This window comes from Pseudoduganella lurida (assembly GCF_007830455.1).
Lineage (GTDB): Bacteria > Pseudomonadota > Gammaproteobacteria > Burkholderiales > Burkholderiaceae_D > Rugamonas > Rugamonas lurida.
Map to the genome: position 1 here is coordinate 149,947 of NZ_VLLB01000012.1, position 22,265 is coordinate 172,211.

Annotated in this window: 18 protein-coding genes; 7 read left to right on the forward strand and 11 right to left on the reverse strand. The window is 66.0% G+C overall.

The features are described 5' to 3' along the window. Positions 1–57: 57 nt before the first annotated feature. Both IP91_RS24105 and ubiE read right to left on the reverse strand, forming a co-directional pair. Positions 58–1,092 (reverse strand): TIM44-like domain-containing protein, encoded by a 1,035-nt coding sequence (locus IP91_RS24105; RefSeq protein ID WP_145652796.1) that lies wholly within the window; start codon positions 1,090–1,092, stop codon positions 58–60. 23 nt (positions 1,093–1,115) lie between these two features. Then, positions 1,116–1,850 (reverse strand): bifunctional demethylmenaquinone methyltransferase/2-methoxy-6-polyprenyl-1,4-benzoquinol methylase UbiE, encoded by a 735-nt coding sequence (gene ubiE / locus IP91_RS24110; protein WP_145652798.1) that lies wholly within the window; start codon positions 1,848–1,850, stop codon positions 1,116–1,118. 190 nt (positions 1,851–2,040) lie between these two features. Here ubiE and IP91_RS24115 point away from each other — a divergent pair, with 190 nt between their 5' ends. Further along, positions 2,041–2,292: a hypothetical protein gene (locus IP91_RS24115; protein ID WP_145652800.1), complete on the forward strand. Its 252-nt coding sequence runs from the start codon at positions 2,041–2,043 to the stop codon at positions 2,290–2,292. Between the two features lie 201 nt (positions 2,293–2,493). Here the strand turns inward: IP91_RS24115 and IP91_RS24120 are convergent, their stop codons facing one another. Then, on the reverse strand, positions 2,494–3,783 hold the full coding sequence (locus IP91_RS24120; protein ID WP_145652803.1) for an LLM class flavin-dependent oxidoreductase: 1,290 nt from the start codon (positions 3,781–3,783) through the stop codon (positions 2,494–2,496). Further along, entirely contained in the window at positions 3,783–6,089 is a 2,307-nt protein-coding gene (locus tag IP91_RS24125) for a TonB-dependent receptor (protein ID WP_145652805.1), read from the reverse strand. The genes IP91_RS24120 and IP91_RS24125 overlap by 1 nt, the downstream gene beginning before the upstream one ends. Before the next feature lie 167 nt (positions 6,090–6,256). Here IP91_RS24125 and IP91_RS24130 point away from each other — a divergent pair, with 167 nt between their 5' ends. Together IP91_RS24130 and IP91_RS24135 are read left to right on the forward strand one after the other, a co-directional pair. Further along, positions 6,257–7,318, forward strand: coding sequence for a LacI family DNA-binding transcriptional regulator (locus tag IP91_RS24130; protein ID WP_145652807.1), 1,062 nt, complete (start codon positions 6,257–6,259; stop codon positions 7,316–7,318). A 20-nt stretch (positions 7,319–7,338) separates the two neighbouring features. Further along, positions 7,339–8,271, forward strand: coding sequence for a sulfonate ABC transporter substrate-binding protein (locus IP91_RS24135; RefSeq protein ID WP_145652809.1), 933 nt, complete (start codon positions 7,339–7,341; stop codon positions 8,269–8,271). 270 nt (positions 8,272–8,541) lie between these two features. On the opposite strand, the gene IP91_RS24140 is transcribed toward IP91_RS24135, so the two are convergent. From IP91_RS24140 to IP91_RS24170, 7 genes are all read right to left on the reverse strand, one after another. Further along, on the reverse strand, positions 8,542–10,245 hold the full coding sequence (locus IP91_RS24140) for a methyl-accepting chemotaxis protein (protein WP_145652811.1): 1,704 nt from the start codon (positions 10,243–10,245) through the stop codon (positions 8,542–8,544). A gap of 121 nt (positions 10,246–10,366) precedes the next feature. Beyond that, entirely contained in the window at positions 10,367–11,551 is a 1,185-nt protein-coding gene (locus IP91_RS24145; protein WP_145652813.1) for an FAD-dependent monooxygenase, read from the reverse strand. 37 nt (positions 11,552–11,588) lie between these two features. Continuing rightward, positions 11,589–12,041 (reverse strand): MarR family winged helix-turn-helix transcriptional regulator, encoded by a 453-nt coding sequence (locus IP91_RS24150; RefSeq protein WP_145652815.1) that lies wholly within the window; start codon positions 12,039–12,041, stop codon positions 11,589–11,591. Positions 12,042–12,055: 14 nt separating this feature from the next. Then, complete coding sequence (locus IP91_RS24155; RefSeq protein WP_145652817.1) at positions 12,056–12,475, reverse strand: gamma-butyrobetaine hydroxylase family protein; 420 nt, start codon at positions 12,473–12,475, stop codon at positions 12,056–12,058. Positions 12,476–12,483: 8 nt separating this feature from the next. After that, on the reverse strand, positions 12,484–12,921 hold the full coding sequence (locus IP91_RS24160; protein WP_145652819.1) for an HIT family protein: 438 nt from the start codon (positions 12,919–12,921) through the stop codon (positions 12,484–12,486). A 2-nt stretch (positions 12,922–12,923) separates the two neighbouring features. Next, positions 12,924–16,946: a DUF3683 domain-containing protein gene (locus IP91_RS24165; RefSeq protein WP_145652821.1), complete on the reverse strand. Its 4,023-nt coding sequence runs from the start codon at positions 16,944–16,946 to the stop codon at positions 12,924–12,926. Positions 16,947–17,197: 251 nt separating this feature from the next. Beyond that, on the reverse strand, positions 17,198–17,692 hold the full coding sequence (locus tag IP91_RS24170; RefSeq protein WP_145652823.1) for a YqaA family protein: 495 nt from the start codon (positions 17,690–17,692) through the stop codon (positions 17,198–17,200). A gap of 245 nt (positions 17,693–17,937) precedes the next feature. Between IP91_RS24170 and ilvA the strand changes: the two genes are divergently transcribed. From ilvA to hprK, 4 genes are all read left to right on the forward strand, one after another. Next, the gene (gene ilvA / locus IP91_RS24175) at positions 17,938–19,470 is read left to right on the forward strand and encodes a threonine ammonia-lyase, biosynthetic (RefSeq protein ID WP_145652825.1); all 1,533 of its coding nucleotides are present in this window, start codon (positions 17,938–17,940) and stop codon (positions 19,468–19,470) included. A 101-nt stretch (positions 19,471–19,571) separates the two neighbouring features. Then, the gene (queF, locus tag IP91_RS24180) at positions 19,572–20,405 is read left to right on the forward strand and encodes an NADPH-dependent 7-cyano-7-deazaguanine reductase QueF (RefSeq protein WP_145652827.1); all 834 of its coding nucleotides are present in this window, start codon (positions 19,572–19,574) and stop codon (positions 20,403–20,405) included. Between the two features lie 317 nt (positions 20,406–20,722). Then, positions 20,723–21,205 carry a PTS sugar transporter subunit IIA gene (locus IP91_RS24185; RefSeq protein ID WP_145652829.1) on the forward strand — a complete coding sequence of 161 codons (483 nt, stop codon included), beginning with the start codon at positions 20,723–20,725 and terminating at the stop codon, positions 21,203–21,205. A 56-nt stretch (positions 21,206–21,261) separates the two neighbouring features. Beyond that, entirely contained in the window at positions 21,262–22,197 is a 936-nt protein-coding gene (hprK, locus tag IP91_RS24190; RefSeq protein WP_145652831.1) for an HPr(Ser) kinase/phosphatase, read from the forward strand. Positions 22,198–22,265 lie beyond the last annotated feature (68 nt).

Sequence of the window (22,265 nt, forward strand, 5' to 3'; positions counted from 1 at the left end):
CTGCCAGCCGCCTGGCTGCATCACCGTGGTTCCATTGCCTTACTGTGCTGACCGGCATTACGCCAGCTGCTGGATACCGCCCAGCAGCCAGCCGGCATTGCCCTGCACCGGCTTGACGAGGTTCCATACCTCGTTGAACGGCTCCGGCAGCGCGTCCGGTGCCGGCTTGATGCGGCCCGTGAACTGCACGGAGGCCAGGTAGTCGGTGCCGTTGTTCTCGATGCCGAGCAGCTCGCCTTCGATCTCCACCACATCCGTGTAGTCGTCCTTGCCGCCCCGTTCCTGGATCTGCATGCGCAGCTCGGCGAATACTTCCGGGGTGGTGAACTCGCGGATATCGTTCACGTCGCTCTTGTCCCAGGCGGCCTGCAGGCGGATGAAATTGCCCTTGGCATGGCGCAGGAAGGCCGCGGTATCGAAGTCCGCCGGCACGCCCCATGGCTGGTGCGGTGCGGCAGGCGCAGAACCCGGCTTGTTCAGGTCCAGGCCCGAAGCGGCAGGCGTGACCGGATCGAACGCGGCAGGCTGCAGGCGCGAGCCGATCTCCGGCGTGGACGAACCGTTGGTGTACGCGGCATTATTGTTGATGCCGCCAGCGTTGTTGTTGCCGTTGCCGAAATTGCCATTGCCGACATTGCTGTCATTGTTGCCACCGAAGCCGCCGGAATACGCTGCGGCCGGTTTCGGCGCCGCCATCTGCGACTTGCCCTTGATGAGGCGCCAGACGAAGTAGATGGCGCCGGCGATCAGGGCGAACGTCAGGATCGAGCCGATCGCGCTGGCCAGGGCGCCGCCCAGGCCGAAGTGCGACAGCAGCGCGCCCAGGCCGAGGCCCAGCAGCGCGCCACCCAGGATGCCCTTCCACGGGCTCGGGCGCTTCACGGGCGCGGCCGGTGCCGGCGTCGGCTGGTTGGCGGGACGCACCTGCTGCTGCTGCGGTGCCGGTGCCGGACGGGGCGCCATGCGGTTCACGCTTTGCGACTGGCGGCCGAACGACTTGCCGCCGCCCATCGGGCGCGCGGCCAGCTCGGCCGTCATGGAGAGCGTTGCCAGTGCCAGCGTGGCAACGACGAGCAGTTTCTTCAGTTTCATGTCTCTATCCTTTTACTTTGGTGCTACAGCTTGATGCCGGTGTGCAGCGCGGCCACACCCGCCGTCAGGTTGTAATACTGGACCCGTTCCAGTCCTGCCGCCTGCATCATCGTCTTCAGGGTTTCCTGGTCCGGGTGCATGCGGATCGATTCCGCCAGGTAGCGGTAGCTTTCCGAATCGTTCGCGATGCGCTGGCCCAGCCAGGGCAGCACGGAGAACGAGTAGACGTCGTACGGCTTCTGCAGGGGTGCCGCCACCTTCGAGAATTCCAGCACCAGCAGCTTGCCGCCCGGTTTCAGCACGCGGCGCATTTCCGCCAGCGCCTGGTCCTTGTGCGTCATGTTGCGCAGGCCGAAGGCCACGCTCACGCGGTCGAAATAATTGTCCGGGAAGGGCAATTTTTCCGCATTACACAGCAACGTGGGGGTCACCAGGCCCTTGTTCAAGAGACGGTCGCGCCCCACCCGCAGCATCGATTCGTTGATGTCCGTGAGCCAGACCTCGCCCGTCGGTCCCGCCCCCTTCGCGAACGCCTTGGCCAGGTCGCCCGTGCCGCCGGCAATGTCCAGCACCTTCATGCCGGGGCGCACGGCCGCGTTGGCGATCGTGAACGTCTTCCAGATGCGGTGCAGGCCGCCGGACATCAGGTCGTTCATCACGTCGTACTTCGCGGCGACGGAGTGAAACACCTTGGCGACTTCCTTGACTTTGTCGTCCTCGTTGACGGTCTTGTAGCCGAAGTGGGTGGTATTGGTCATGGCTCTCGGGCGGGTTGATCTCCCGGCATTATACAAGCGGCCTTCCGGGGGAGGCGCCAGTTCGGCAAGCTTACCTAATTGGCAATATCCACCAGTTTTTCGAAAACGTGTCAACCGGTATAAACAAGGCTGCGTTAAGCGAGCAAGCCGGTCAGTCTGTCCGGCATTTGTCTCAAATCGGAGGAAGACAATGGAGCTTCAACATCAACTCCCCAAGGATATCTATTTCCCGGAGATCGATAGCGCGACCCGCGAAATGATCGACGCCACGGATGCCCAGGCGCGCCGCGCCCTCGGCGAAAAGCCGCCTGCACCGATGCAGTTCAATGCCGAAGCCATCCGCACGCTGCCGCCGGCCGCCCGCGCCGCCTTCCGCTACATCTGGGAACGCGAACAGCGCCGCTACGAGGAATTCGTGCTGCGCCACGGCATGACGAACTGATTGCCACCGACTGGCAGCTCGCTGTCAGTACCGGTAGCAATTTAGCCAGCTTTGCACTGGCACGAACCGGCCGCTCGGCGAAGAGCGGCCGTTTTCATCTGGCCGCTGTTCATCGATGAGCAAGTGGTTGATGTGATCGCCGCTTTCGATGCGGGACCCGGTCGTGCGACGGTTTTATCAACGTCATGCCTGCCGTACCAGTCAGTCGGGTGCCGGCAGCCCGAAGTGGCTGCGCAGCGTCGACCCCTCGTACGCGGTGCGGAACAGACCGCGCCGCTGCAGTTCCGGCACCACCTGCGCCAGCAGGTCGTCCAGCCCGCCCGGCAGCGCCGGCGGCATCAGGTTGAAGCCGTCCGCCCCGCCCTCCTCGAACCACTGCTGCATCTGGTCGGCGATCTGCGCGGCCGTGCCGATCACGGTGAAGTGACCGCGGCCGCCGGCGATGCGCTGGTACAGCTGGCGGATCGTCAGGTTCTCGCCTTGCGCGATGCTGGTGAGCAGCTGCTGGCGGCTGCGCTGGCCATCCTGCGTGACGGGCAGCTCCGGCAGCGGCCCGTCCAGCGGATAGCCGGACAGGTCGAAGTTGCCGATCATCCGGCCCAGCAGCGCCAGGCCCGCCTGCGGCTCGATCAGGTCCTGCAGCACGCCGAACTTGTCCTGCGCTTCCCCTACCGACTCGCCCACCACCGCAAAGATCCCCGGCGTCACGCGCAGGCTGTCCGCCGCGCGGCCGTAGCCAGCCAGCCTGCCCTTCATATCGCGGTAGAACGCCTGTGACCCGGCCAGCGACGGCTGCGCGGTAAAGACGACATCGGCCGTGGCGGCTGCCAGGTCGCGCCCCGTTTCCGAACTGCCGGCCTGCACGACGACGGGACGGCCCTGCGGGCTCGGTGGCACGTTCAATGGTCCGGCCACCGAGAAATGCTCGCCGCGGTAGTCGAGGCGATGCACGTGCGCGTTGTCCAGCAGCCTGCCGGCCGCCTTGTCGTTGACGAAGGCGCCGTCGCCATAGCTGTTCCACAGTCCCTTCACCACCTCCTGGAACTCGCGGGCCCGCGCATAGCGCACCGCGTGATCGACGTGCCGGTCGCGCCCGAAGTTGGCCGCTTCCGCCGCGTTGTCGGAGGTGACGAGGTTCCAGCCCGCGCGGCCGTTCGAGATGCTGTCCAGCGAGGCGAACTGCCGCGCCACCGTGTACGGCTCGTTGTAGGTCGTCGTGGCCGTGGCGATCAGGCCGATGCGGCTGGTGACGGCGGCCAGCGCCGCCAGCATCGTCAGCGGCTCCAGCGATGGCGCGCCGGTCAGGGCCACGCTGTCGGCGAAGAACACCGCATCCAGGCAGGCCCGCTCGGCGCTCTGCACCTGCTGGCGGATCACTTCGAATGGCGGCGAGGACAGGTCCGTGTCCGGATGCCGCCACGCGGCCACGTGGTGGCCATGGCGCATCAGGAAGGCGGTGAGGCTGAGCTGCCTCCGTGTGGACGCTGCCATCAGAACTCCTTGCGCGCGGTGAGGCCGAAATAGCGGCTGTCGTCACGCGGCACCACGCGGTGCACATAGCCCGTGCTGCTGATCAGGTTCGTCGCATACGATTTGTTGGCCAGGTTCTTGCCCACCAGCGCGATGCGCCAGCCCTGCGCCACCTGCGCCAGTTCGACCGACGCGTTGACGATGCCGTAGCCCGGCTGGATCGCATCCGCGGCCTGGAACAGGTCGTACTGCGTGCGGCTCTGGTACGTGTAGTCGGCGCTGAAGTTCAGGTCGTGGCCGGAGGCCAGCGGCACCGCGTAGCCGGCGCGCAGGAAGCCCTTGAAGCGCGGCGCGAACGGCAGCGTCTTGCCGTTCAGGTTGCACGATGCGGCGGCGGCGGCCGGCGGGCAGTTGAAGTTGTCCACCTGCGCATCCGTCCAGGCCGCGGCGGCCGTCACGGTCAGCTGCGTGGTGGGACGTGCCGTCACGTCCAGCTCCAGGCCGCGCGTCGATACGTCGCCTGCATTGACGAGGCGCGTGACGACGGCGCCGGCCACGGTATCGTAGAAGTTCGCCTGGTAGTTCGAATAGTCCGTGTGGAACAGCGCGGCATTGAGCGTCAGGCGGCGCGCGAAGGCCGAACCCTTGAAGCCCAGTTCGACGGAGTTCGACGTTTCCGGCGCCAGCGCCAGCGTATCGCGCGGCAGCATGTTGAAGAACACGTTGTAGGCCGGGCCTTTATAGCCGCGCGACCAGGTGGCATAGGCGGTCGCCGTTGGCGCGAAGTCGTGCTGCAGGCCGAGCCGGCCCGACCACGCCTTTTCGTCGGTGCTGCCCGCGCTTTGCGTGCCCGGCTGCACGCCGGCAAAGGCGCTCGACTGCGTGGACGTGCGCAGGTGGTCGTATTCCAGTTCGTCGCGGGTCCAGCGCGCACCGCCGATGGCGCGCCACGTGGGGCTGAAGTGGAAGGTACCCTCGCCGAATGCGGCGTAGCTGTCGCTCCTGATGCCGTAGTCGGCGCGGCCGCTGTTGACGGCCGCCGTCGTCACGATGCGCTGGTAGGTTTCGCGGTCCTTGCCATGCAGGTAGTACAGGCCGGCCACGTAGTCAATTGCGCCAAGGTCCGACAGCTCGATTTTCGGCGAGGCGATGCGGAACTCCTGCGACGCCTGCGTGAACTCCAGCGTGCCGATGTCACGCGTGCCGGGGAAGGCGCTCGTCACGCGGGCCGCTTCGGCGCTATTGCCGATCGCGGAGGTGGTCGTGTGCTGGTCGTTGTCCCAGGCACGCCAGGCGGTGATCGAGGTGAGCGTGTAGCCGTTGCGGCGCCAGTTCACCTGCGCGGAGACACCCTTGCTGGTGTCGTCCACCGCGTTCTCCAGGTCGAAGTTGACCTGGCGGTTTTCCCTGCCCGCCACGGCCGGCAGCAGCGCCTGCGCGAACGGTGCGCTGGTCTGCTTGTACGCCGTCTGCGTGGGCGAGCTTTCCGCCTTCAGGTAGTCGGCGATCAGCACGATGTCGGTATCGGCGTTCGGCGTGATGTCGAGGCGGCCGCGTACGCCGCGCCGCTCGTAGCCATTCACTTTGCCCCCACCAGCGTGGACGTTGGTCACGTTGCCGTCGTAGTCCGCATACACCGCATTGATCGAGGCGCGCAGCACGCCCGGCTGCAGGGCGCCGCTGACGCCAGCCCGCACGCGCCTCTCGTGGCCAGTGTAGGCGGCGGCATCCACGTAGCCGGTGAACTGGTCGGTGGGGGCGCGGCTGATGATGTTCAGTACGCCGGACGAGGCGTTCTTGCCGAACAGCGTGCCCTGCGGACCGCGCAGCACTTCGATGCGGTCGATGTCGAGCAGGTCGATGGTGGCCTGGCCCGGACGCGCATAGACGACGCCATCGACCACCGTCGACACGGTCGGTTCAACACCGGGCGACGTGGAGATGGTACCGATGCCACGGACGAACACGGTGGTGTCCTTGTTGCCGCCCTGCTGGCGGAAATTGGCGCTCGGGATTTCCTGCACCACCGTGTCGATGCTGGTGCGGTTCGACAGTTCCAGTTGCTCTCCGCTGACGACGGACACGGCCAGCGGCACCGACTGCAGCGAGGCGCTGCGGCGCGTGGCCGTCACCGTCACGCTGGGCAGGGAGCCATCCGACGGCAGGCGCTCCGCTGCTGCGGTTGCAGGTTCGGCCGGCTCGTCGCCGACGGGTTCGACTGCCAGTGCGTGGCCCGCGCCGGCCAGCAGCCCCGCTGCCACGCCGGCCTTGATCTTCCAGTGCCTGCTTTTGTTCTGATGACTGTTCTTGTTCTGCTGCGTTTTCATGACTTCCCCATATGCGAAAAACCGACCTGCCACTGCAGAAAACCAGCTTTGCTCCGCCTCCGAAGGCTGCTAGACTTTTCTGTATGGTACCGATACCGTCGCAGTGTCCGGGATGCCGATTTTGAAGTCAAAGAATCAAAATAACCATCGATATGTTGTTTGGGAATATGAAGAACAAACCGGACGAAGAAGCAAACGAGGAGCCGGCACGCAAGCGCCGCGGCTCCGGCCGCGCCACCATCCACGATGTCGCGCGCCTGGCCGGCGTGGGCTCGATCACGGTGTCGCGCTACCTGAAGAAGAACGGCTACGTGTCGGCCGAACTGGGCGAGCGCATCGATGCCGCCGTGGCGCAGCTGAACTACGTGCCGAACCTCGTTGCCGGCGGGCTGGCTTCGTCGCGCGGCAAGGTGGTGGGGATGGTCGTGCCGAACATCTCGGGTCCGATCTTCGCCAGCACCATCCAGAGCTTCAACGACACGCTGAACCGCCACGGCTACCAGGTGCTGCTGGCCTCCAGCTATTTCTCGGCGGAGCAGGAAGAGAACGCCGTGCGCGCTTTCCTGGGCTGGTCGCCGGCGGCGCTGGTCGTCACGGGGCGTTTCCATACCAAAGGCACGGAAGCCATGCTGGCGGGGGCCGGCATTCCCGTCGTGGAAACCTGGGACTACCATCCGCGCCGCAAGCCGATCCAGGTGGGCTACTCGAACCACGAGGTGGGTGCGCAGGCGGCGCGGCACCTGCTTTCGAAAGGGTATAAACGCATCGCATTCGTGCAGAACAGCGTGGCCGGCGACCTCTCCGCGATCGACCGCCGCGACGGCTATGCGGCCGTGCTGGAGGAACACGGCCTGGAACCGTGGACCTATGCGCCTACCGAGGCGGCGCCGTTCGATGCGGGCCGCCAGGCGCTGGAAGCGTTGACGCGCGGGCGCCGCAAGGCCGATGCGATCGTCTTCGCCAACGACAACCTGGCGGCCGGCGCGCTGCTGGCGTCGCAACGGGCCGGCCTGCAGGTGCCGCAACGGTGCGCGCTGATGGGCTTTGGCGACTATGCGTTCTCGTCGCTGCTGCTGCCCAGCCTGACGACGATCCGTCCGCCCGGCCGCGAGATCGGCGAGATCGCGGCGCAGCGCATCCTGCAGGCGCTCGGCGAGCTGCCGGACGATGGCAAACCGGCGCGCCTGAACCTGCTGGGCTGCGAGCTGGTGGAACGGGAGAGTACCTGATGACTGAACGGAGAGATGGCATGAAGAAGATCTGGCTGGTATTGCTGGCGCTATTGCTGGCAGCGGCGTTGCCGGCATGGGCGGACACGGTGCGCATCGGCTTCCAGAAGGGCGGCGGGCTGATGGCGCTACTGAAGCGCCAGGGTGCGGTGGAGAAGGCGTTAGCGGCGCGGGGCACGACGGTGAAATGGGTCGAGTTCCCGGCCGGTCCGCAGATTCTCGAAGCGCTGAATGCGGGCAGTCTCGATTTCGGCACCACCGGCGCGCCGCCGCCCATCTTCGCGCAGGCGGCCGGCATCGACCTCGTGTACGTGGGCGCCGAGCCGGCACCGGTGGCCAGCGAGGCGATCATCGTCAAGCCCGGCTCGCCGATCCGCACGGTGGCGCAGCTGAAGGGCAAGCGCGTGGCGTTCGTGAAGGGCTCCGGCTCGCACCTGCTGCTCGTCGCCGCATTGAACCGCGCCGGCATGACGCTGCACGACGTGCAGCCGATCTACCTCGGCCCCTCGGAAGCGCGCGCCGCCTTTGACGGCGGCAGCATCGATGCGTGGGTGGTATGGGATCCGTACATGGCCGCCGCGCAGAAGGCGTACCAGGCGCGCGTGGTGGCGGACTACACCGGCCTGCTGCAGGCCAATGGCTTCTATCTCGCCTCGCGTGCGTTCGTGAAGCGGGACCCGCAGGGCGTCGCCGCGCTGCTCGAACAGATCGCGCAGGCGGGCCAGTGGGCCAACGCGCACCAGAAGGAAATGGTGGCAATGATGGCGCCGCAGGTGGGCGTGCCACCGGATGTCATCGCCACGTGGCTGGGCCGCCAGAAGGCCGGCGTGATGCCGATCGACGCCGCCATCATTGCCAACCAGCAGAAAATCGCCGACCTGTTCTACAAGGAAAAGCTGATCCCCCGCCCCGTCACCGTTGCCGGCAGCACCTGGACCTGGCCGCGCAAATAACTATTGCCGAGCTCGCGTTACGCCGTGGGGGCGTAACAGGGGTTTCGCGGAGCGCAGCTTCGCGCCTGTGCAGCGGTGCGGCCATGCAGGGCCGCGCTCCTTCCAGGCGTAGTGACACGCACTCAGCAGTAGCGCTGATTTCCGGGAACGTCAGGCATTGTCAGGGGCACGCCGTGAGCGACAGGAAAACCGAGAGCCCTAGTGTTGAGTTCGTGTCACTACGCCTGACCCCAGAGGGTGACACGGACTCATCCATATACGACGGCAGGTTCAGAACTCTTCCCAGTCGTCGGCGGGAGCGGTCCTGGCGGGGGCTGCGCGACGCGGCAGTTGCGGGACGGGTTGGGTAGCGGGGGCGGTGGGGGCGGTGGCGCGGGGCGCGGGACGCAGCGATGGTGCCGGTGCCGCAGCAATGGCGGCATCGCCGGCCAGCTTGAAGGCGCTCACGGCGCGCAGCAGGCTGTCGGTTTCGTCGCGCATCGACTGCGTGGTGGCGGCGGCTTCCTCGACCAGGGCGGCGTTGCGCTGCGTGACTTCGTCCATCTGCACGATCGACTGGTTGACCTGGTTGATGCCATCGCTCTGCTCGCGGCTCGCCTCGGCGATGTCGATGACGATGCCGGTGACCCGCTCCACGCTCGACACCATGTCGCTCATGGCACTGGCGGCTTGCTCGGCCAGGATGCTGCCGGAGCCCACCTTCTCCACCGATTCGTCGATCAGGCCCTTGATCTCGCGGGCCGCGGCGGCGCTGCGCTGGGCCAGCGTGCGCACCTCGGAGGCGACGACGGCGAAGCCCCTGCCCTGCTCGCCCGCGCGGGCCGCTTCCACGGCGGCGTTCAGGGCCAGGATATTGGTCTGGAAGGCGATGCTGTCGATGACGCCGATGATGTCGACCACCTTGCGCGACGACGCATCGATCGCGCTCATCGTGCTGGCCATCTGCCCCATCACGGCGCCGCCCGCCGCCGCCTTGCCCGATGCGGCTTCCACCAGCTGGCGCGCCTGCATGGTGTTGTCCGCCGTGCTCCTGACGGTGCTGGTCAGCTGCTCCATCGTGGCCGCCGTCTGTTCCAGCGCGCTGGCCTGGCTCTCGGTGCGCTCCGACAGGTCCATATTGCCGGTGGCGACCTCGTTGGCCGCGATGCCGATCGTCTGCGCCGATGCGCGCACATTGGCCACCATCTCCACGAGGCTGCCCTGCATGGTGGCGATGCCCCGCATCAGCCGGCCGATCTCGTTGTCGCTGCTGACCTCCACCTGCGCCGTGAGGTCGCCATGCGCCACGTTGTCGAGCACCTTCACGGCGCGCTCCAGCGGCGCGATGACGAGGCTGCGCAGGAAGTAGTGCATCGCCACCACCAGCGCCAGCGCGCCCGCCAGGCCGGCCGCCACGAGCCACAGCACCAGCCGGTATTCGTTCCGGCGCTCCACCATCAGCGCCTCGCTGCGTTCCGTGTTCACCTTCTGGAACTGCTCCAGCAGCTTGGAGATCTCGGCGCCGCGCGGCGTGAGGTCGCGGCTGTTGATGAGGGCGAAGGCGGCCGCGTCGCCACGGGCCAGCGCTGCCGTGCCCTCCTCCAGTGTCGTCATCAGCCGCTTGGACGCATCGACGAGGTTCCGGCGCAGCTGCAGGTCCACGCCGGGCGTGGGTTCTGCCGCGGTGAACCCGTCCAGCATCTTCTGCGCGTTCGCCTGGTATTTGCGGGCATTGTCGACGGCGCCGCCATTGGCCGCCGCCTTGCCGCCATCGCGCAGTTCCGAATAGGCGCGGTTGACGCTCGACCGGACCCGCGTGGCTTCCTTGTAGACGTCGTTGATGGCCTGCGTTTCCAGCGCGATGCCCTGCACCAGCGCCAGCGCATTGTTGGAGCGGCTGATCATCAGCACCCCGAGCGCCGCACCCAGCGCGATCATCACGGCAAACAGCGAAAGCGCAGCCATCAGGCTGAAGCGGACGGTAAGCTTGGACATGGTGTCTCCGGAGAGGAACGTGTTTTGCCAACTGAACGACAGACTCAGTTGCAACAGTATTCCCATGCTCCGAACCGGTGCGCACAATAGCGCTGCGCGACAGCGGCAGGGCTGGCGTTCGTCAGTAGTCCGGCAGGTCGATCGCGTCCGGATCGCGGGCGAAACCGTTCTGGATGGCCTTGCTGATGACAGGCATGCCCGCCACCCGCATGGCGCCGCGCATCAGCGCCAGCCCCGCCTCCGAATGGGGCCACAGCAGGCGCGGCACGATCTTCGGCAGGTCCTGTCCTTTCTCGACGAAGGGCCGCATCACGCGCTCGTACGCTTCGAAGGCGCTGGCCGGATCCGGCGCCTGCGCCAGTTCGCCCGCCAGCACATAGCCGCCGACCAGCGCCAGCGTGGTGCCGATGCCGGTCAGTGGCGTGGGACACCAGGCCGCGTCGCCCGTCAGCACCACGCGGCCATCGGACCAGCGCGGCATGCGCACCTGCCGCAGCACGTCGAAATAGAAGTCGTCCACGTCGCGCATGGCGGCCAGGATGCGCGGGATTTCCCAGCCGTCGTCCGCGAACCGGTTTTCGATGAAGCGGCGCTGGCGTTCGACATCCCACGCATGCTCGCCCTCCGGCTTCTTCTGGATGCCGAGATAGGCGCCCAGCTTCCCGTCGAGCGCCTGTTTCAGCGTCGCGCCGCGGCCGTGCACCGTGTTGTACTGCCGCGCGTAGGGACTGTCGCCCGGCTGCGCGGGAATGCTGAAGTAGGCGATGGTGAGGTCCATCCAGCGCGGCTCGTTCTCGCCGGGGAACACCAGCTCGCGGGTGTGCGAACCGACGCCTTCCGCGACCACCACGATGTCGTAGCGCGCCTGCCGGCCGCTGGCAAACGCCACGTCCACGCCCGATGCATCCTGCGCGAGGCTGGCGATGCTGTCGCCGAAGCGGAATGCGGCGCGCTCGCGGGCGGCGTCGTGGATGATGCGGGCGATGTCGCCGCGGCGGATTTCCAGTTCGGCCGTGGGGCCGCTGTCGTTGTCGGAGTCGCCCGCCTCGAACCGGGCGATGACGGAATCGTCTTCGTCCACCCAGTCCGTGCCCCGCTCCCGCGTGCTGCGTGCGAACGCCCGCTCCTCCAGGCCCATGCGGCGCAGTACCTCGCGCGCGCTGCCGCGCACATCCACGTTCTGGCCGCCGTCGCGAAACGCGGGCGCGCGCTCCACGACGTCGACCCCGAAACCCTGCTGCGTCAGCCACCAGGCGGCGGTGGTGCCGGCGACACTGGCGCCGGTGACAAGAATGCGTCGGTCCATGCGTAATCTCCCGGGGAAAATTACATCATACGTGATATTAATCGCCGGGCGCGTCCTCCAGGCTGGCGATCAGGCGGCCCAGCAGGCCGACCAGCACGGCCGCTTCCTCCGCCGACATGCCGGCGACGCCCAGCGCGTTCACTTCGATCAGTACGCGCCGGCCCATCGCGGCGGCCGCGCTGCCCGCTTCCGTCAGCCGCACGGTGGCGGCCCGCTTGTCGCTGGCGAGGACGCTGCGCTCGATGAGGGCCATGGCTTCCAGCTTGTCCAGCAGGGCCACCATGGCCGGCTGCTTGACCGCGGAGGCCCGCACCATGTCCCGCTGGAGCATCGCGCCCTTCCAGGACAGCAGCAGCAAGGGGCCGACGAGGGCCAGCGTGATGCCGTGCTCGCGCAGCCGCGCATCGACCATGCGGTTGAAGACGCGCGCGGCGTGGTTGGCCAGGTAGCCCGGTGCGACGGCCGCTTCGGGATGGATCTCCGGTTGCATCGCCGCCGGACGGCTCAGTGGTGGTGCCCGCAGCCCTGGTGCGGCGCGGCAGCGCCAGGCAGCTCGGTGCCGGGCATGCGGCCCGTGTCGCCGGGGAAGCCGGCGCCGAACAGGCGGGCCAGGTAGTCCTTCCACAGCGTGTCCTGGTTCTGGCCCAGTTCATACAGGTACTGCCAGGTGTACAGGCCGGACTCGTGGCCGTCCGTGAAGATGGGCTTCAGTGCGTACTGGCCGACCGGTTCCAGGTCGGTGATGCCGACATCGCGCTTGCCGACCTGCAGCGTCTCCTGGCCCGGGCCGTGGCCCTGCACGGCCGCCGACGGCGAATACACGCGCAGGAACTCGTACGGCAGGTTGAAGGTGGCGCCGTCGTCGAAGGCGATTTCGAGGTAGCGGGACTGGTTGTGCAGCGTGATTGCAGTGGGATTGGCCATGGTGTGCTTCAGTCGGATTCGTTCATGCGTTCGGTGATGGCCGCGTGCAGCTCGGGCAGCAGGGCCGTGCGGACGGCGATCGCGGCCGGGGAGGCGTCGCGCTGGCGCGCGCCCCAGGTGGGGTTCGGGAAGTGGGCATCGTCGGCATGACGGGGGATCACGTGCCAGTGCACGTGCGGCGTCATGTTGCCGAAGCTGGCCACGTTGACCTTGTGCGGCGCCAGCACGTCGCGCAGCGCCACTTCGACGGCCCACACGGCGCGCATCACGCGCTCGCGGTCGGCCGGCTGCAGGTCCGTCATTTCCTTCACGTGGTCGTTCCAGACGACGCGCGTGAAACCGGGATAGCCCGGTTCATCGACGGCGACGATGGCCAATGCATCGTCGCGCCAGATGATGCTGGGGTCATCGGATGCTGCCAGCAGCGTGCAGAGATCGCAGGCCATGCTCAGACCAGCACCCGCTCGATGCCGCCGTCGTTGGCGCGCGCCACATACTCCGGCATCCAGTTCTCGCCCAGCAGGTGCTTGGCGATCTCGACGACGATATAGTCGGCCGTGGTGCCGGAATCCTCGTTGTAGCGCGACAGGCCCTGCAGGCAAGACGGGCAGCTGGTGAGGATCTTCACGTTGCCCTCGAAGCCGTCGGCGCGCAGCTTGTCCGAGCCCTTGACCATCTCCTGCTCCTTGCGGAAGCGCACCTGCGTGGAGATGTCGGGACGCGTCACGGCCAGCGTGCCGGACTCGCCGCAGCAGCGGTCGTTCTTCTCGATCTTCACCGTGTCCACCGTCTGCACCAGCGCATTCACCGTCTTCAGCGGATCCTGCAGCTTCATCGGCGTGTGGCAGGGATCGTGGTACATGTAGCGGGTACCGCTCACGCCTTCCAGCTTGACGCCCTTCTCCAGCAGGTATTCGTGGATGTCCATGATGCGGCAGCCGGGGAAGATCTTCTCGAACTCGTAGGTCGACAGCTGGTCGTAGCAGGTACCGCACGAGACCAGCACCGTCTTGATGTCCAGGTAGTTCAGCGTGTTGGCCATGCGGTGGAAGAGGACGCGGTTATCCGTCATCATCTTCTCGGCCTTGTCGTAGTCGCCCGCGCCCCGCTGCGGATAGCCGCAGCACAGGTAGCCCGGCGGCAGCACCGTCTGCACGCCCACTTCCCACAGCATCGCCTGCGTGGCCAGGCCCACCTGCGAGAACAATCGCTCCGAACCGCAGCCCGGGAAGTAGAACACCGCCTCCGTGTTGGCGCTGGTCTTCTTCGGATCGCGGATGATCGGGATCATCTTGTTGTCCTCGATGTCGAGCAGCGCGCGGGCGGATTTCTTCGGCAGGTTCCCCGGCATCTTCTTGTTGATGAAGTGGATGACCTGCTCGCGCACGGGCGGCTTGCCCGTCGTCGGCGGCGGTGCCTTGGTCTGCTGGCGCGCCACCTTCTTGAAGATCTCGTTGCCCAGGCGCTGGGCCTTGTAGCCGAGACCGATCATCGACTGGCGCGCGGCGTTGATCGTGCCCGGGTCGGTCGCGTTCAGGAAGAACATCGACGCGGCCTTGCCGGGGTTGAACGAACGCTTGTCCATCTTGCGCAGCAGGTTCCGCATGTTCATCGACACGTCGCCGAAGTCGATGTTCACCGGGCACGGCGTCACGCACTTGTGGCACACGGTGCAGTGGTCGGCCACGTCCTCGAACTCCTCCCAGTGGCGGATCGAGATGCCGCGGCGGGTCTGCTCTTCGTACAGGAAGGCCTCGATCAGGGCCGACGTGGCCAGGATCTTGTCGCGCGGCGAATACAGCAGGTTCGCGCGCGGCACGTGCGTGGAGCACACCGGCTTGCATTTGCCGCAGCGCAGGCAGTCCTTGATGCTGTTGGCGATCTCGCCGATATCGCTCTGCTGCATGATCAGCGATTCGTGGCCCATCAGGCCGAACGACGGCGTGTAGGCGTTGGCCAGCGTCGCTTCCATGCCGGGCAGGTTCAGCAGCTTGCCCTTGTTGAAGCGGCCTTCGGGATCCACGCGCAGCTTGTAGTCGCGGAATTCGCCAATCTCGTCTTCGGTCAGGAATTCCAGCTTCGTGATCCCGATGCCATGCTCGCCCGAGATCACGCCGTTCAGCGAACGGGCCAGCTTCATGATGCGGGCCACGGCTTCGTGGGCATCCTGCAGCATCTCGTAGTGGTCCGAATTGACCGGCAGGTTGGTGTGCACGTTGCCGTCGCCGGCGTGCATGTGCAGCGCCACGAACACGCGGCCGCGCAGGATCTTCTTGTGGATCGCCTGCGCCTCATCCAGGATCAGCTTGTAGGCGCCGCCGCTGAAGATCTGGCGCAGCACGGCGCGGATCTCGCCTTTCCAGCTGATGCGCACGGTGCGGTCCTGCACCACGTCGAACAGCGTGGCGTCCGGCGCGCGCTGCAGGCGCTCTTCGAACGCCGAGCCCAGTTCCTCCAGCCCGAGCTGGAACAGCTCCAGGCGCGTGGCGGCCAGCGGCTGGTCCAGGTTGGCCAGGATGAAGGTCCAGCGGGCCTGCGCCTGCTCCAGCAGGGCGAGGGCCTGCTGCGGGCGGTCGCCCAGCATCTCGGCATCGCCCACCTGGTCGTCGCCCGCGTCATCGCTCTTGCCGACCGGGAGGTTGCCCGCTTCGAAGAACTCGCGCAGCGCGGTGGCCAGCTGCAGCTTGTTCTTGATCGACAGCTCGACGTTGATGCGCTCGATGCCATCGGTGTACTCGCCCATCCGGTTCAGCGGAATGACGACGTCCTCGTTGATCTTGAACGCGTTGGTGTGCTTGGCGATCGCCGCGGTGCGCGCGCGGTCCAGCCAGAATTTTTTACGGGCTTCCGGGCTGACGGCAACGAAGCCTTCGCCTACGCGGGTGTTCGCCAGGCGCACCACTTCCGAGGCGGCCATGGCGACGGCATCCTCGTTGTCGCCCACGATGTCGCCGAACAGCGCCATCTTCGGCAGCACGCCGCGCTTCGATTTGGTGGCGTAGCCGACCGCGCGCAGGTAGCGTTCATCGAGGTGTTCTAGGCCGGCGAGGCGCAGCGTCTCGAACTGCTCGCCCTGTTTCGGCAGGCTGTCCAGGTAGTCCTTGATCTCGACGATCGACGGGATCGCATCGCGCGCCTGGCCGAAGAACTCCAGGCACACGGTGCGCGTGTACTTCGGCATCTTGTGCAGGATCCAGCGGCCGGACGTGATCAGGCCGTCGCAGCCCTCCTTCTGGATGCCCGGCAGGCCGGCCAGGAATTTGTCGGTGACGTCCTTGCCCAGGCCTTCCTTGCGGAACTTGCGGCCTTCGATCTCCAGCATCTCCGTCTTGAACGGCTCGCCGCGCGCTTCGCCCTTCGCGTTCGGATGGCGCCATTCGCACTTGAAGCGCGCCAGCGGCGTGTCGTGGATCTTCGACAGGTTGTGGTCGATGCGCGTGACATCGAGCCAGTCGCCGTTCGGGTCGACCATGCGCCACGAGGCCAGGTTGTCCAGCGCGGTGCCCCACAGCACGGCCTTCTTGCCGCCCGCGTTCATGGCGATGTTCCCGCCGATGCAGGAGGCGTGGGCGGAGGTGGGATCGACGGCGAACACGAAGCCGGCCTTCTCGGCAGCGACGGAAACCTGGTTCGTGATCACGCCCGCTTCCGTGTAGATGGTGGCGTATTCGCGCTCGAGGCCCGGCAGCACCTGCATCTCCACCGCATCGATGCGCAGCAGCTTCTCCGTGTTGATGACGGCCGACAGGGGCGTGAGGGGAATCGCGCCGCCCGTGTAGCCGGTGCCGCCGCCGCGCGGGATGATCGTCAGTCCCAGCTCGATGCAGCCCTTCACCAGGCCGGCCATCTCTTCTTCCGCATCGGGCGTGAGCACGACGAACGGGTATTCGACGCGCCAGTCGGTGGCATCGGTCACGTGCGAGACGCGCTTGATGCCGTCGAAGCGGATATTGTGCTTGTCGGTGTAGCGGCCCAGCACCTTCATGGCGCGCTTGCGCAGGTCGTAGGTGGCGCGGAACTCGTCGCCGAAGTCGGAGACGGCCTTGCTCGCGGCAGCCAGCAGCTTTTCCACGTTGGCGCGGCGCAGGGTGGCAACATCAGCGGCTTCGCCCGTTTCGTCGCTGTCCACGGACAGGCGGCGGCGGTCCACTTCCGACAGACGGTGATGCAGCGCGTCGATCAGGGCCTGGCGGCGCTTCGGGTTGTCCAGCAGGTCGTCCTGCAGGTAGGGGTTGCGGCGCACCACCCAGATGTCGCCCAGCACTTCGTACAGCATGCGGGCGGAGCGGCCGGTCTGGCGCGCGCCGCGCAGGTCGTCCAGCAGCTGCCAGGATTCCTCACCCAGCAGGCGGATGACGATTTCGCGGTCGGAGAACGAGGTGTAGTTGTACGGGATTTCGCGGAGGCGGGTGGGCGCGTGGCCGTCCGGGGTTTCAGCGAGCAGTGCCTGGATGTGTGCTGGGGCGTTCATTGTGCGGGAAACAGCAGACGCTTGAATGGTCAGCTTGAATGGTCACTAAGAGGGCCATTTTAACGTATTGCGCCGCACAACGTCCCGATAGCCCCGCTTTTCCACGGGTTACGTGAACGTCAAGCAACGGAACATTATTCGGTCTCCCGCACCGATCGCTTTATTCAATCCGGCCATGAGCGCCTGAGAGATGCAAAATTTGCACGGCCGAGCCTGCAACAGAATAAAGTGTGAAAGGCGGCACCGGCCGTTTAACCACCCAGCGCATGCACCAGCGAGCGCCAGAAACCATCGGGCACGTACAGCAGCGCCAGCGTCATCGTCAGGTAGCGGGCGAACTTGCCGATCGCCATGTAGCCGACGGCGGGCCAGAACGGCAGCTTCAGCCAGCCGCCCAGCGTGCACAGGGGATCGCCGATGCCGGGCACCCACGACAGCAGCATCGTCTTGGCGCCATGGTGCGACAGCCAGCCGAACCAGCGGCTGTTGCGTTCCTTCGCGAACGCGGCCTTTGCGTAGTAGCCCATCCAGTAGTCGACCACGCCACCCAGCGTGTTGCCGCAGGTGGCGACGAGGATGGCCGGCCAGAACATGTCCTCGTTGGCCTTGCAGACGGCGAACACGGCGGGCTCGGAACCGAGCGGCACGAGGGTCGCGGAAATGAAGCTGATGATGAAGACGGACGTCAGGCCCACTTCCGGCGCGGCCAGGAAGGCCAGCAGCCAGCTCAGTGCAGACTCGATCATGCGGACTCAATCATGCGGACTCAGTCATGGACGCAATCAGGTGGACGCGATGCTGCGGACTGATCATGCAATTCGGTCATCGAAGACTTGGCTGGGGGCGGAAGGTTGCCATTATAATGAAACGCACCCGGCCATCCCGCACGAATGAACGGCCACGGCCTACCCGTCGTGTCCTCGCTTCACTGCCCTCTCGGTTACCCGCCGTGGCACTCTCGCTGTCGCATCCACCTGCCACCCTGACGACCATGACCACCGATTACCTGAAGAAGATCCTGACCGCGCGCGTCTACGACGTTGCCCGCGAAACGCCACTCGAGCTGGCGCCGAACCTGTCGCAGCGCTGCCGCAACCGCATTTACTTCAAGCGCGAAGACATCCAGGACGTCTTCAGCTTCAAGATTCGCGGCGCCTACAACAAGATGGCGCACCTGACCGATGCGCAGCGCAAGCGCGGCGTGATCTGCGCCTCCGCCGGCAACCATGCGCAGGGCCTGGCGCTGTCCGCCGCGCGCCTGGGCTGCCGCGCCGTCATCGTGATGCCCACCACCACGCCACAGCTGAAGATCGAGGCCGTCAAGGCGCGCGGCGGCGACTATGTGGAAGTGCTGCTGCATGGCGATTCATACACGGACGCATACAACCACGCGCTCACGCTGGAACAGGAACAGAAGCTCACCTTCGTGCACCCGTTCGACGATCCGGACGTGATCGCCGGCCAGGGCACCATCGGCATGGAAATCCTGCGCCAGCATGCCGGGCCGATCCACGCCGTGTTCGTCGCCATCGGCGGCGGCGGGCTCATCTCCGGCGTGGCCGCCTACATCAAGCAGATCCGGCCGGACATCAAGATCATCGGCGTGGAAACGATGGATGCCGATGCGATGGCGCGCAGCCTGAAGGCCGGCGAACGCGTGACGCTGCCGGACGTGGGCCTGTTCGCCGACGGCACCGCGGTGCGCCTGGTGGGCGAAGAGACCTTCCGCCTCGCGCAGCAGTATGTGGACGACATCATCCTGGTCGACACGGATGCGATCTGCGCGGCGATCAAGGACGTGTTCACGGACACCCGCTCGATCCTGGAACCGTCCGGCGCGCTGGCCGTGGCGGGCGCCAAGGCGTACATCGAACGCGCGGCGCTCACGAAGAACCCGATCGAGAACGAGACGCTGATCACCATCACGTCCGGCGCGAACATGAACTTCGACCGGCTGCGGTTCGTTGCCGAACGCGCCGAGCTGGGCGAGTTCCGCGAGGCCGTGTTTGCCGTGACGATGGCCGAACAGCGCGGCAGCTTCAAGCGCTTCTGCTCGCTGATCGGTCCGCGCAATGTCACCGAGTTCAACTATCGCATCAGCGACCGCGAGCAGGCCCACGTGTTCGTGGGCGTGCAGATCGCCGACCGCGGCGAGTCGAGTGCCCTGGCGCGCCGCTTCGAGGAACACGACTTCCGCACGCTGGACCTGACGCACGACGAACTGGCCAAGTCGCACCTGCGCCACCTCGTGGGCGGCAAGAGCGCGCTGGCGAAGGACGAGCTGCTGTACCGCTTCGAATTCCCGGAACGCCCGGGCGCGCTGATGCGCTTCCTGGACAGCATGGCACCGAACTGGAATATTTCGCTGTGCCACTACCGCTCGCAGGGCGGCGACGTGGGCCGCATCCTCGTCGGCCTGCAGGTGCCGCCGGAAGAGATGGACGAATTCGCCAGATTCCTCGCCACGCTGGGCTACCGCTACTGGGACGAGACGCAGAATCCCGTCTATAAGCTGTTCCTGTAAAATACTTGCTTCAAAAATGGGGACAGACCCCATTTTCTGGGAAATATTGCCCGGAAAATGGGGTCTGTCCCTATTTATTTTTGTTGAAGAAAAGGCGTGCCATGTCCAACTCTCCAGAACAATCCCCCCTCGGCAAGAACTCCGCCTACCGCACCGACTACGCGCCGGAGCTGCTGTTCCCGATCGCGCGCCAGGGCAAGCGTGACGAGCTCGGCCTCAGTGGGACGCTGCCCTTCTTCGGCGTCGACATCTGGAACGCGTACGAGCTGTCGTGGCTGAACCTGCGCGGCAAGCCGCAGGTGGCCGTGGCGCGCATCGCGGTGCCGGCCGATTCGCCGAACATCATCGAATCGAAGTCCTTCAAGCTGTACCTGAACTCCTTCAACCAGACCCGGCTGGGCGACCCGGACGCGCTGCGCGAACGGCTGCAACGGGATCTCTCGGCCGCGGCCGGCAGCACCGTGCACGTGACGCTCACGCTGCAGGAAGACTTCGGCAAGCTGAAGATGGGCGAGCTGGACGGCGTGCTGCTCGACCGGCTGGACGTGGAGATCGATGATTACTCGCCACAACCGTCCATCCTGAAGGCCAACTTCGACGAGAATCCTGTGGAGGAGACGTTCGTGTCGCACCTGCTGAAGTCGAACTGCCTCGTCACGGGCCAGCCGGACTGGGGCAGCGTGCAGATCGACTACGCCGGGCCGCAGATCGACCAGGAGAGCCTGCTGAAATACCTGATCGGCTTCCGCGAACATAACGAGTTCCACGAGCAATGCGTCGAGCGCATCTTCACGGACATCCTGCGCGAATGCCGGCCCCAGCATCTCACCGTGTATGCGCGCTACACGCGCCGTGGCGGCCTCGACATCAATCCATGGCGGAGCAATTTCACGCGTGCCGGACAGCCGTCGAATCTGCGCAACGCGCGTCAATGATTGAGGTGGCACAAAGAGCACTTGAAGAAACTGTGCCCAGCTTCATATAACTTGCAGTGCACGGCGCGCAAACGCGCAATAATTGGCCAAACCCCGCTCGCGGCAGGCAAAAAATGGCGATTGCACTCGTTTTAACGTGGAAATAGCGTGCCGCGGCTTTGTCGAAATTCAAAGCTTTTCACGGGGTATGCCGAGGCCGCCAGGAAGGTCCGTGACAGCGTTTGCGGCCCTGGCGATATTGAGTTACACGGCGGACAAACAGGCCTATAATCACGCTCGCCAGCCACCTTTGTGCGCCGCACCAATTACGTCGCGTTATGAATAACCTCAGTAAAATCCTGTCGCCCGAGAACGTCCAGCTCGATCTGGAAGTCTCGAGCAAGAAGCGCGCTTTCGAGCAAGCCGGCCTGATCTTCGAGAACAACTGCGGCATCGCCCGCTCCACCGTATCGGACAACCTGTTTGCCCGTGAACGCCTGGGCTCGACCGGGCTGGGCCATGGCGTGGCCGTGCCCCACGGCCGTATCAAGGGCTCGAAAAGCCTGAAGTCGCCGCTGGCCGCGTTTGTCCGCCTGGCCGAGCCGATCCCGTTCGAATCGCCGGACGGCAAGCCCGTCAACCTGCTGTTCTTCCTGCTGATTCCCGATCACGTGACGCAGCAGCACCTGGAGATCCTGTCCGAGATTGCCGAGATGTTTTCGGACGACAGCTTCCGCCAGGCGCTGTCGACGGATGCCGACCCGCGCTCCGTGTATCGCCGCATCGTCAACTGGCAGCCAAGCCTGCAGGTCGCGGGGTAATCCGTCGCCAAAGCGGGGTACACTAGGGGTTCATTCTTTCCTTAGAAAAAGACCCCATGCTGCAAACCCCACTGACGATCCAGCGCCTCTACGACGACAACCGGGAGACGCTGCAGCTGGGCTGGTTCGCGGGCTTTCCGGGCGGCGAACGCACGATCTCCGGCGACGCCGCCTCGGCCGCCGACCAGGTGGGCCACCTGAACACGATCCACCCGGGCCGCATCCAGGTCTTCGGCCACCAGGAAATCAATTACTACCACCGCCTGAAGGCCCTCACACGCGCCCACGTCATCGGCGAACTGATCGCCGGCGGCCCGCCCGCGCTGATCATCGCGCAGGGCCTGGAAACGCCGCCGGACATCCTGGCGATCTGCGACGAAAAAAACATCCCCCTGTTCTCCACGCCGCTGCCGGCCGCGCAGGTGATCGACTTCCTGCGCGTGTACCTGTCGAAGAAGCTGGCGCAACGCATCATCATGCATGGCGTGTTCATGGACGTGCTGGGCGTCGGCGTGCTCATCACGGGCGACTCCGGCCTGGGCAAGAGCGAGCTGGGGCTGGAGCTGATCTCGCGCAGCCACGGCCTGGTGGCCGACGATGCCGTGGAATTCTCGCGCATCGCGCCGAACATGATCGAGGGCCGCTGCCCGCCCCTGCTGCAGAACCTGCTGGAGGTACGCGGGCTGGGCCTGCTGGACATCAAGGCCATCTTCGGCGAGACGGCCGTGCGCCGCAAGATGCGCCTGAAGCTGATCGTCCACCTGGTGCGCCGCTCCGCGCTGGAAGAGGAAGTCGAACGCCTGCCCTTCCAGTTCCCCACCGAGGAGGTGCTGGGCCTGCCGGTCCGCAAGGTCGTGATCCCCGTCGCCGCCGGCCGCAACATCGCCGTGCTGCTGGAAGCGGCCGTCCGCAACACCATCCTGCAGCTGCGTGGCATCGATACGTTGCAGGAGTTCATGGAGCGGCAGCGGCAGGCAATGAGCGGCGACTGACGTCGCTACCATTGCAACGCTGCAAGGAATGCGCGCTGGCAGGCGCGCACCGCTACGTCGGCGTAGTG

Bases quoted from the DNA above. Each gene is read 5' to 3' on its own strand.
- IP91_RS24105 (WP_145652796.1), bottom strand. From the start codon at position 1,092: ATGAAACTGAAGAAACTGCTCGTCGTTGCCACGCTGGCACTGGCAACG.
- ubiE (WP_145652798.1), bottom strand. From the start codon at position 1,850: ATGACCAATACCACCCACTTCGGCTACAAGACCGTCAACGAGGACGAC.
- IP91_RS24115 (WP_145652800.1), top strand. From the start codon at position 2,041: ATGGAGCTTCAACATCAACTCCCCAAGGATATCTATTTCCCGGAGATC.
- IP91_RS24120 (WP_145652803.1), bottom strand. From the start codon at position 3,783: ATGGCAGCGTCCACACGGAGGCAGCTCAGCCTCACCGCCTTCCTGATG.
- IP91_RS24125 (WP_145652805.1), bottom strand. From the start codon at position 6,089: ATGAAAACGCAGCAGAACAAGAACAGTCATCAGAACAAAAGCAGGCAC.
- IP91_RS24130 (WP_145652807.1), top strand. From the start codon at position 6,257: ATGAAGAACAAACCGGACGAAGAAGCAAACGAGGAGCCGGCACGCAAG.
- IP91_RS24135 (WP_145652809.1), top strand. From the start codon at position 7,339: ATGAAGAAGATCTGGCTGGTATTGCTGGCGCTATTGCTGGCAGCGGCG.
- IP91_RS24140 (WP_145652811.1), bottom strand. From the start codon at position 10,245: ATGTCCAAGCTTACCGTCCGCTTCAGCCTGATGGCTGCGCTTTCGCTG.
- IP91_RS24145 (WP_145652813.1), bottom strand. From the start codon at position 11,551: ATGGACCGACGCATTCTTGTCACCGGCGCCAGTGTCGCCGGCACCACC.
- IP91_RS24150 (WP_145652815.1), bottom strand. From the start codon at position 12,041: ATGCAACCGGAGATCCATCCCGAAGCGGCCGTCGCACCGGGCTACCTG.
- IP91_RS24155 (WP_145652817.1), bottom strand. From the start codon at position 12,475: ATGGCCAATCCCACTGCAATCACGCTGCACAACCAGTCCCGCTACCTC.
- IP91_RS24160 (WP_145652819.1), bottom strand. From the start codon at position 12,921: ATGGCCTGCGATCTCTGCACGCTGCTGGCAGCATCCGATGACCCCAGC.
- IP91_RS24165 (WP_145652821.1), bottom strand. From the start codon at position 16,946: ATGAACGCCCCAGCACACATCCAGGCACTGCTCGCTGAAACCCCGGAC.
- IP91_RS24170 (WP_145652823.1), bottom strand. From the start codon at position 17,692: ATGATCGAGTCTGCACTGAGCTGGCTGCTGGCCTTCCTGGCCGCGCCG.
- ilvA (WP_145652825.1), top strand. From the start codon at position 17,938: ATGACCACCGATTACCTGAAGAAGATCCTGACCGCGCGCGTCTACGAC.
- queF (WP_145652827.1), top strand. From the start codon at position 19,572: ATGTCCAACTCTCCAGAACAATCCCCCCTCGGCAAGAACTCCGCCTAC.
- IP91_RS24185 (WP_145652829.1), top strand. From the start codon at position 20,723: ATGAATAACCTCAGTAAAATCCTGTCGCCCGAGAACGTCCAGCTCGAT.
- hprK (WP_145652831.1), top strand. From the start codon at position 21,262: ATGCTGCAAACCCCACTGACGATCCAGCGCCTCTACGACGACAACCGG.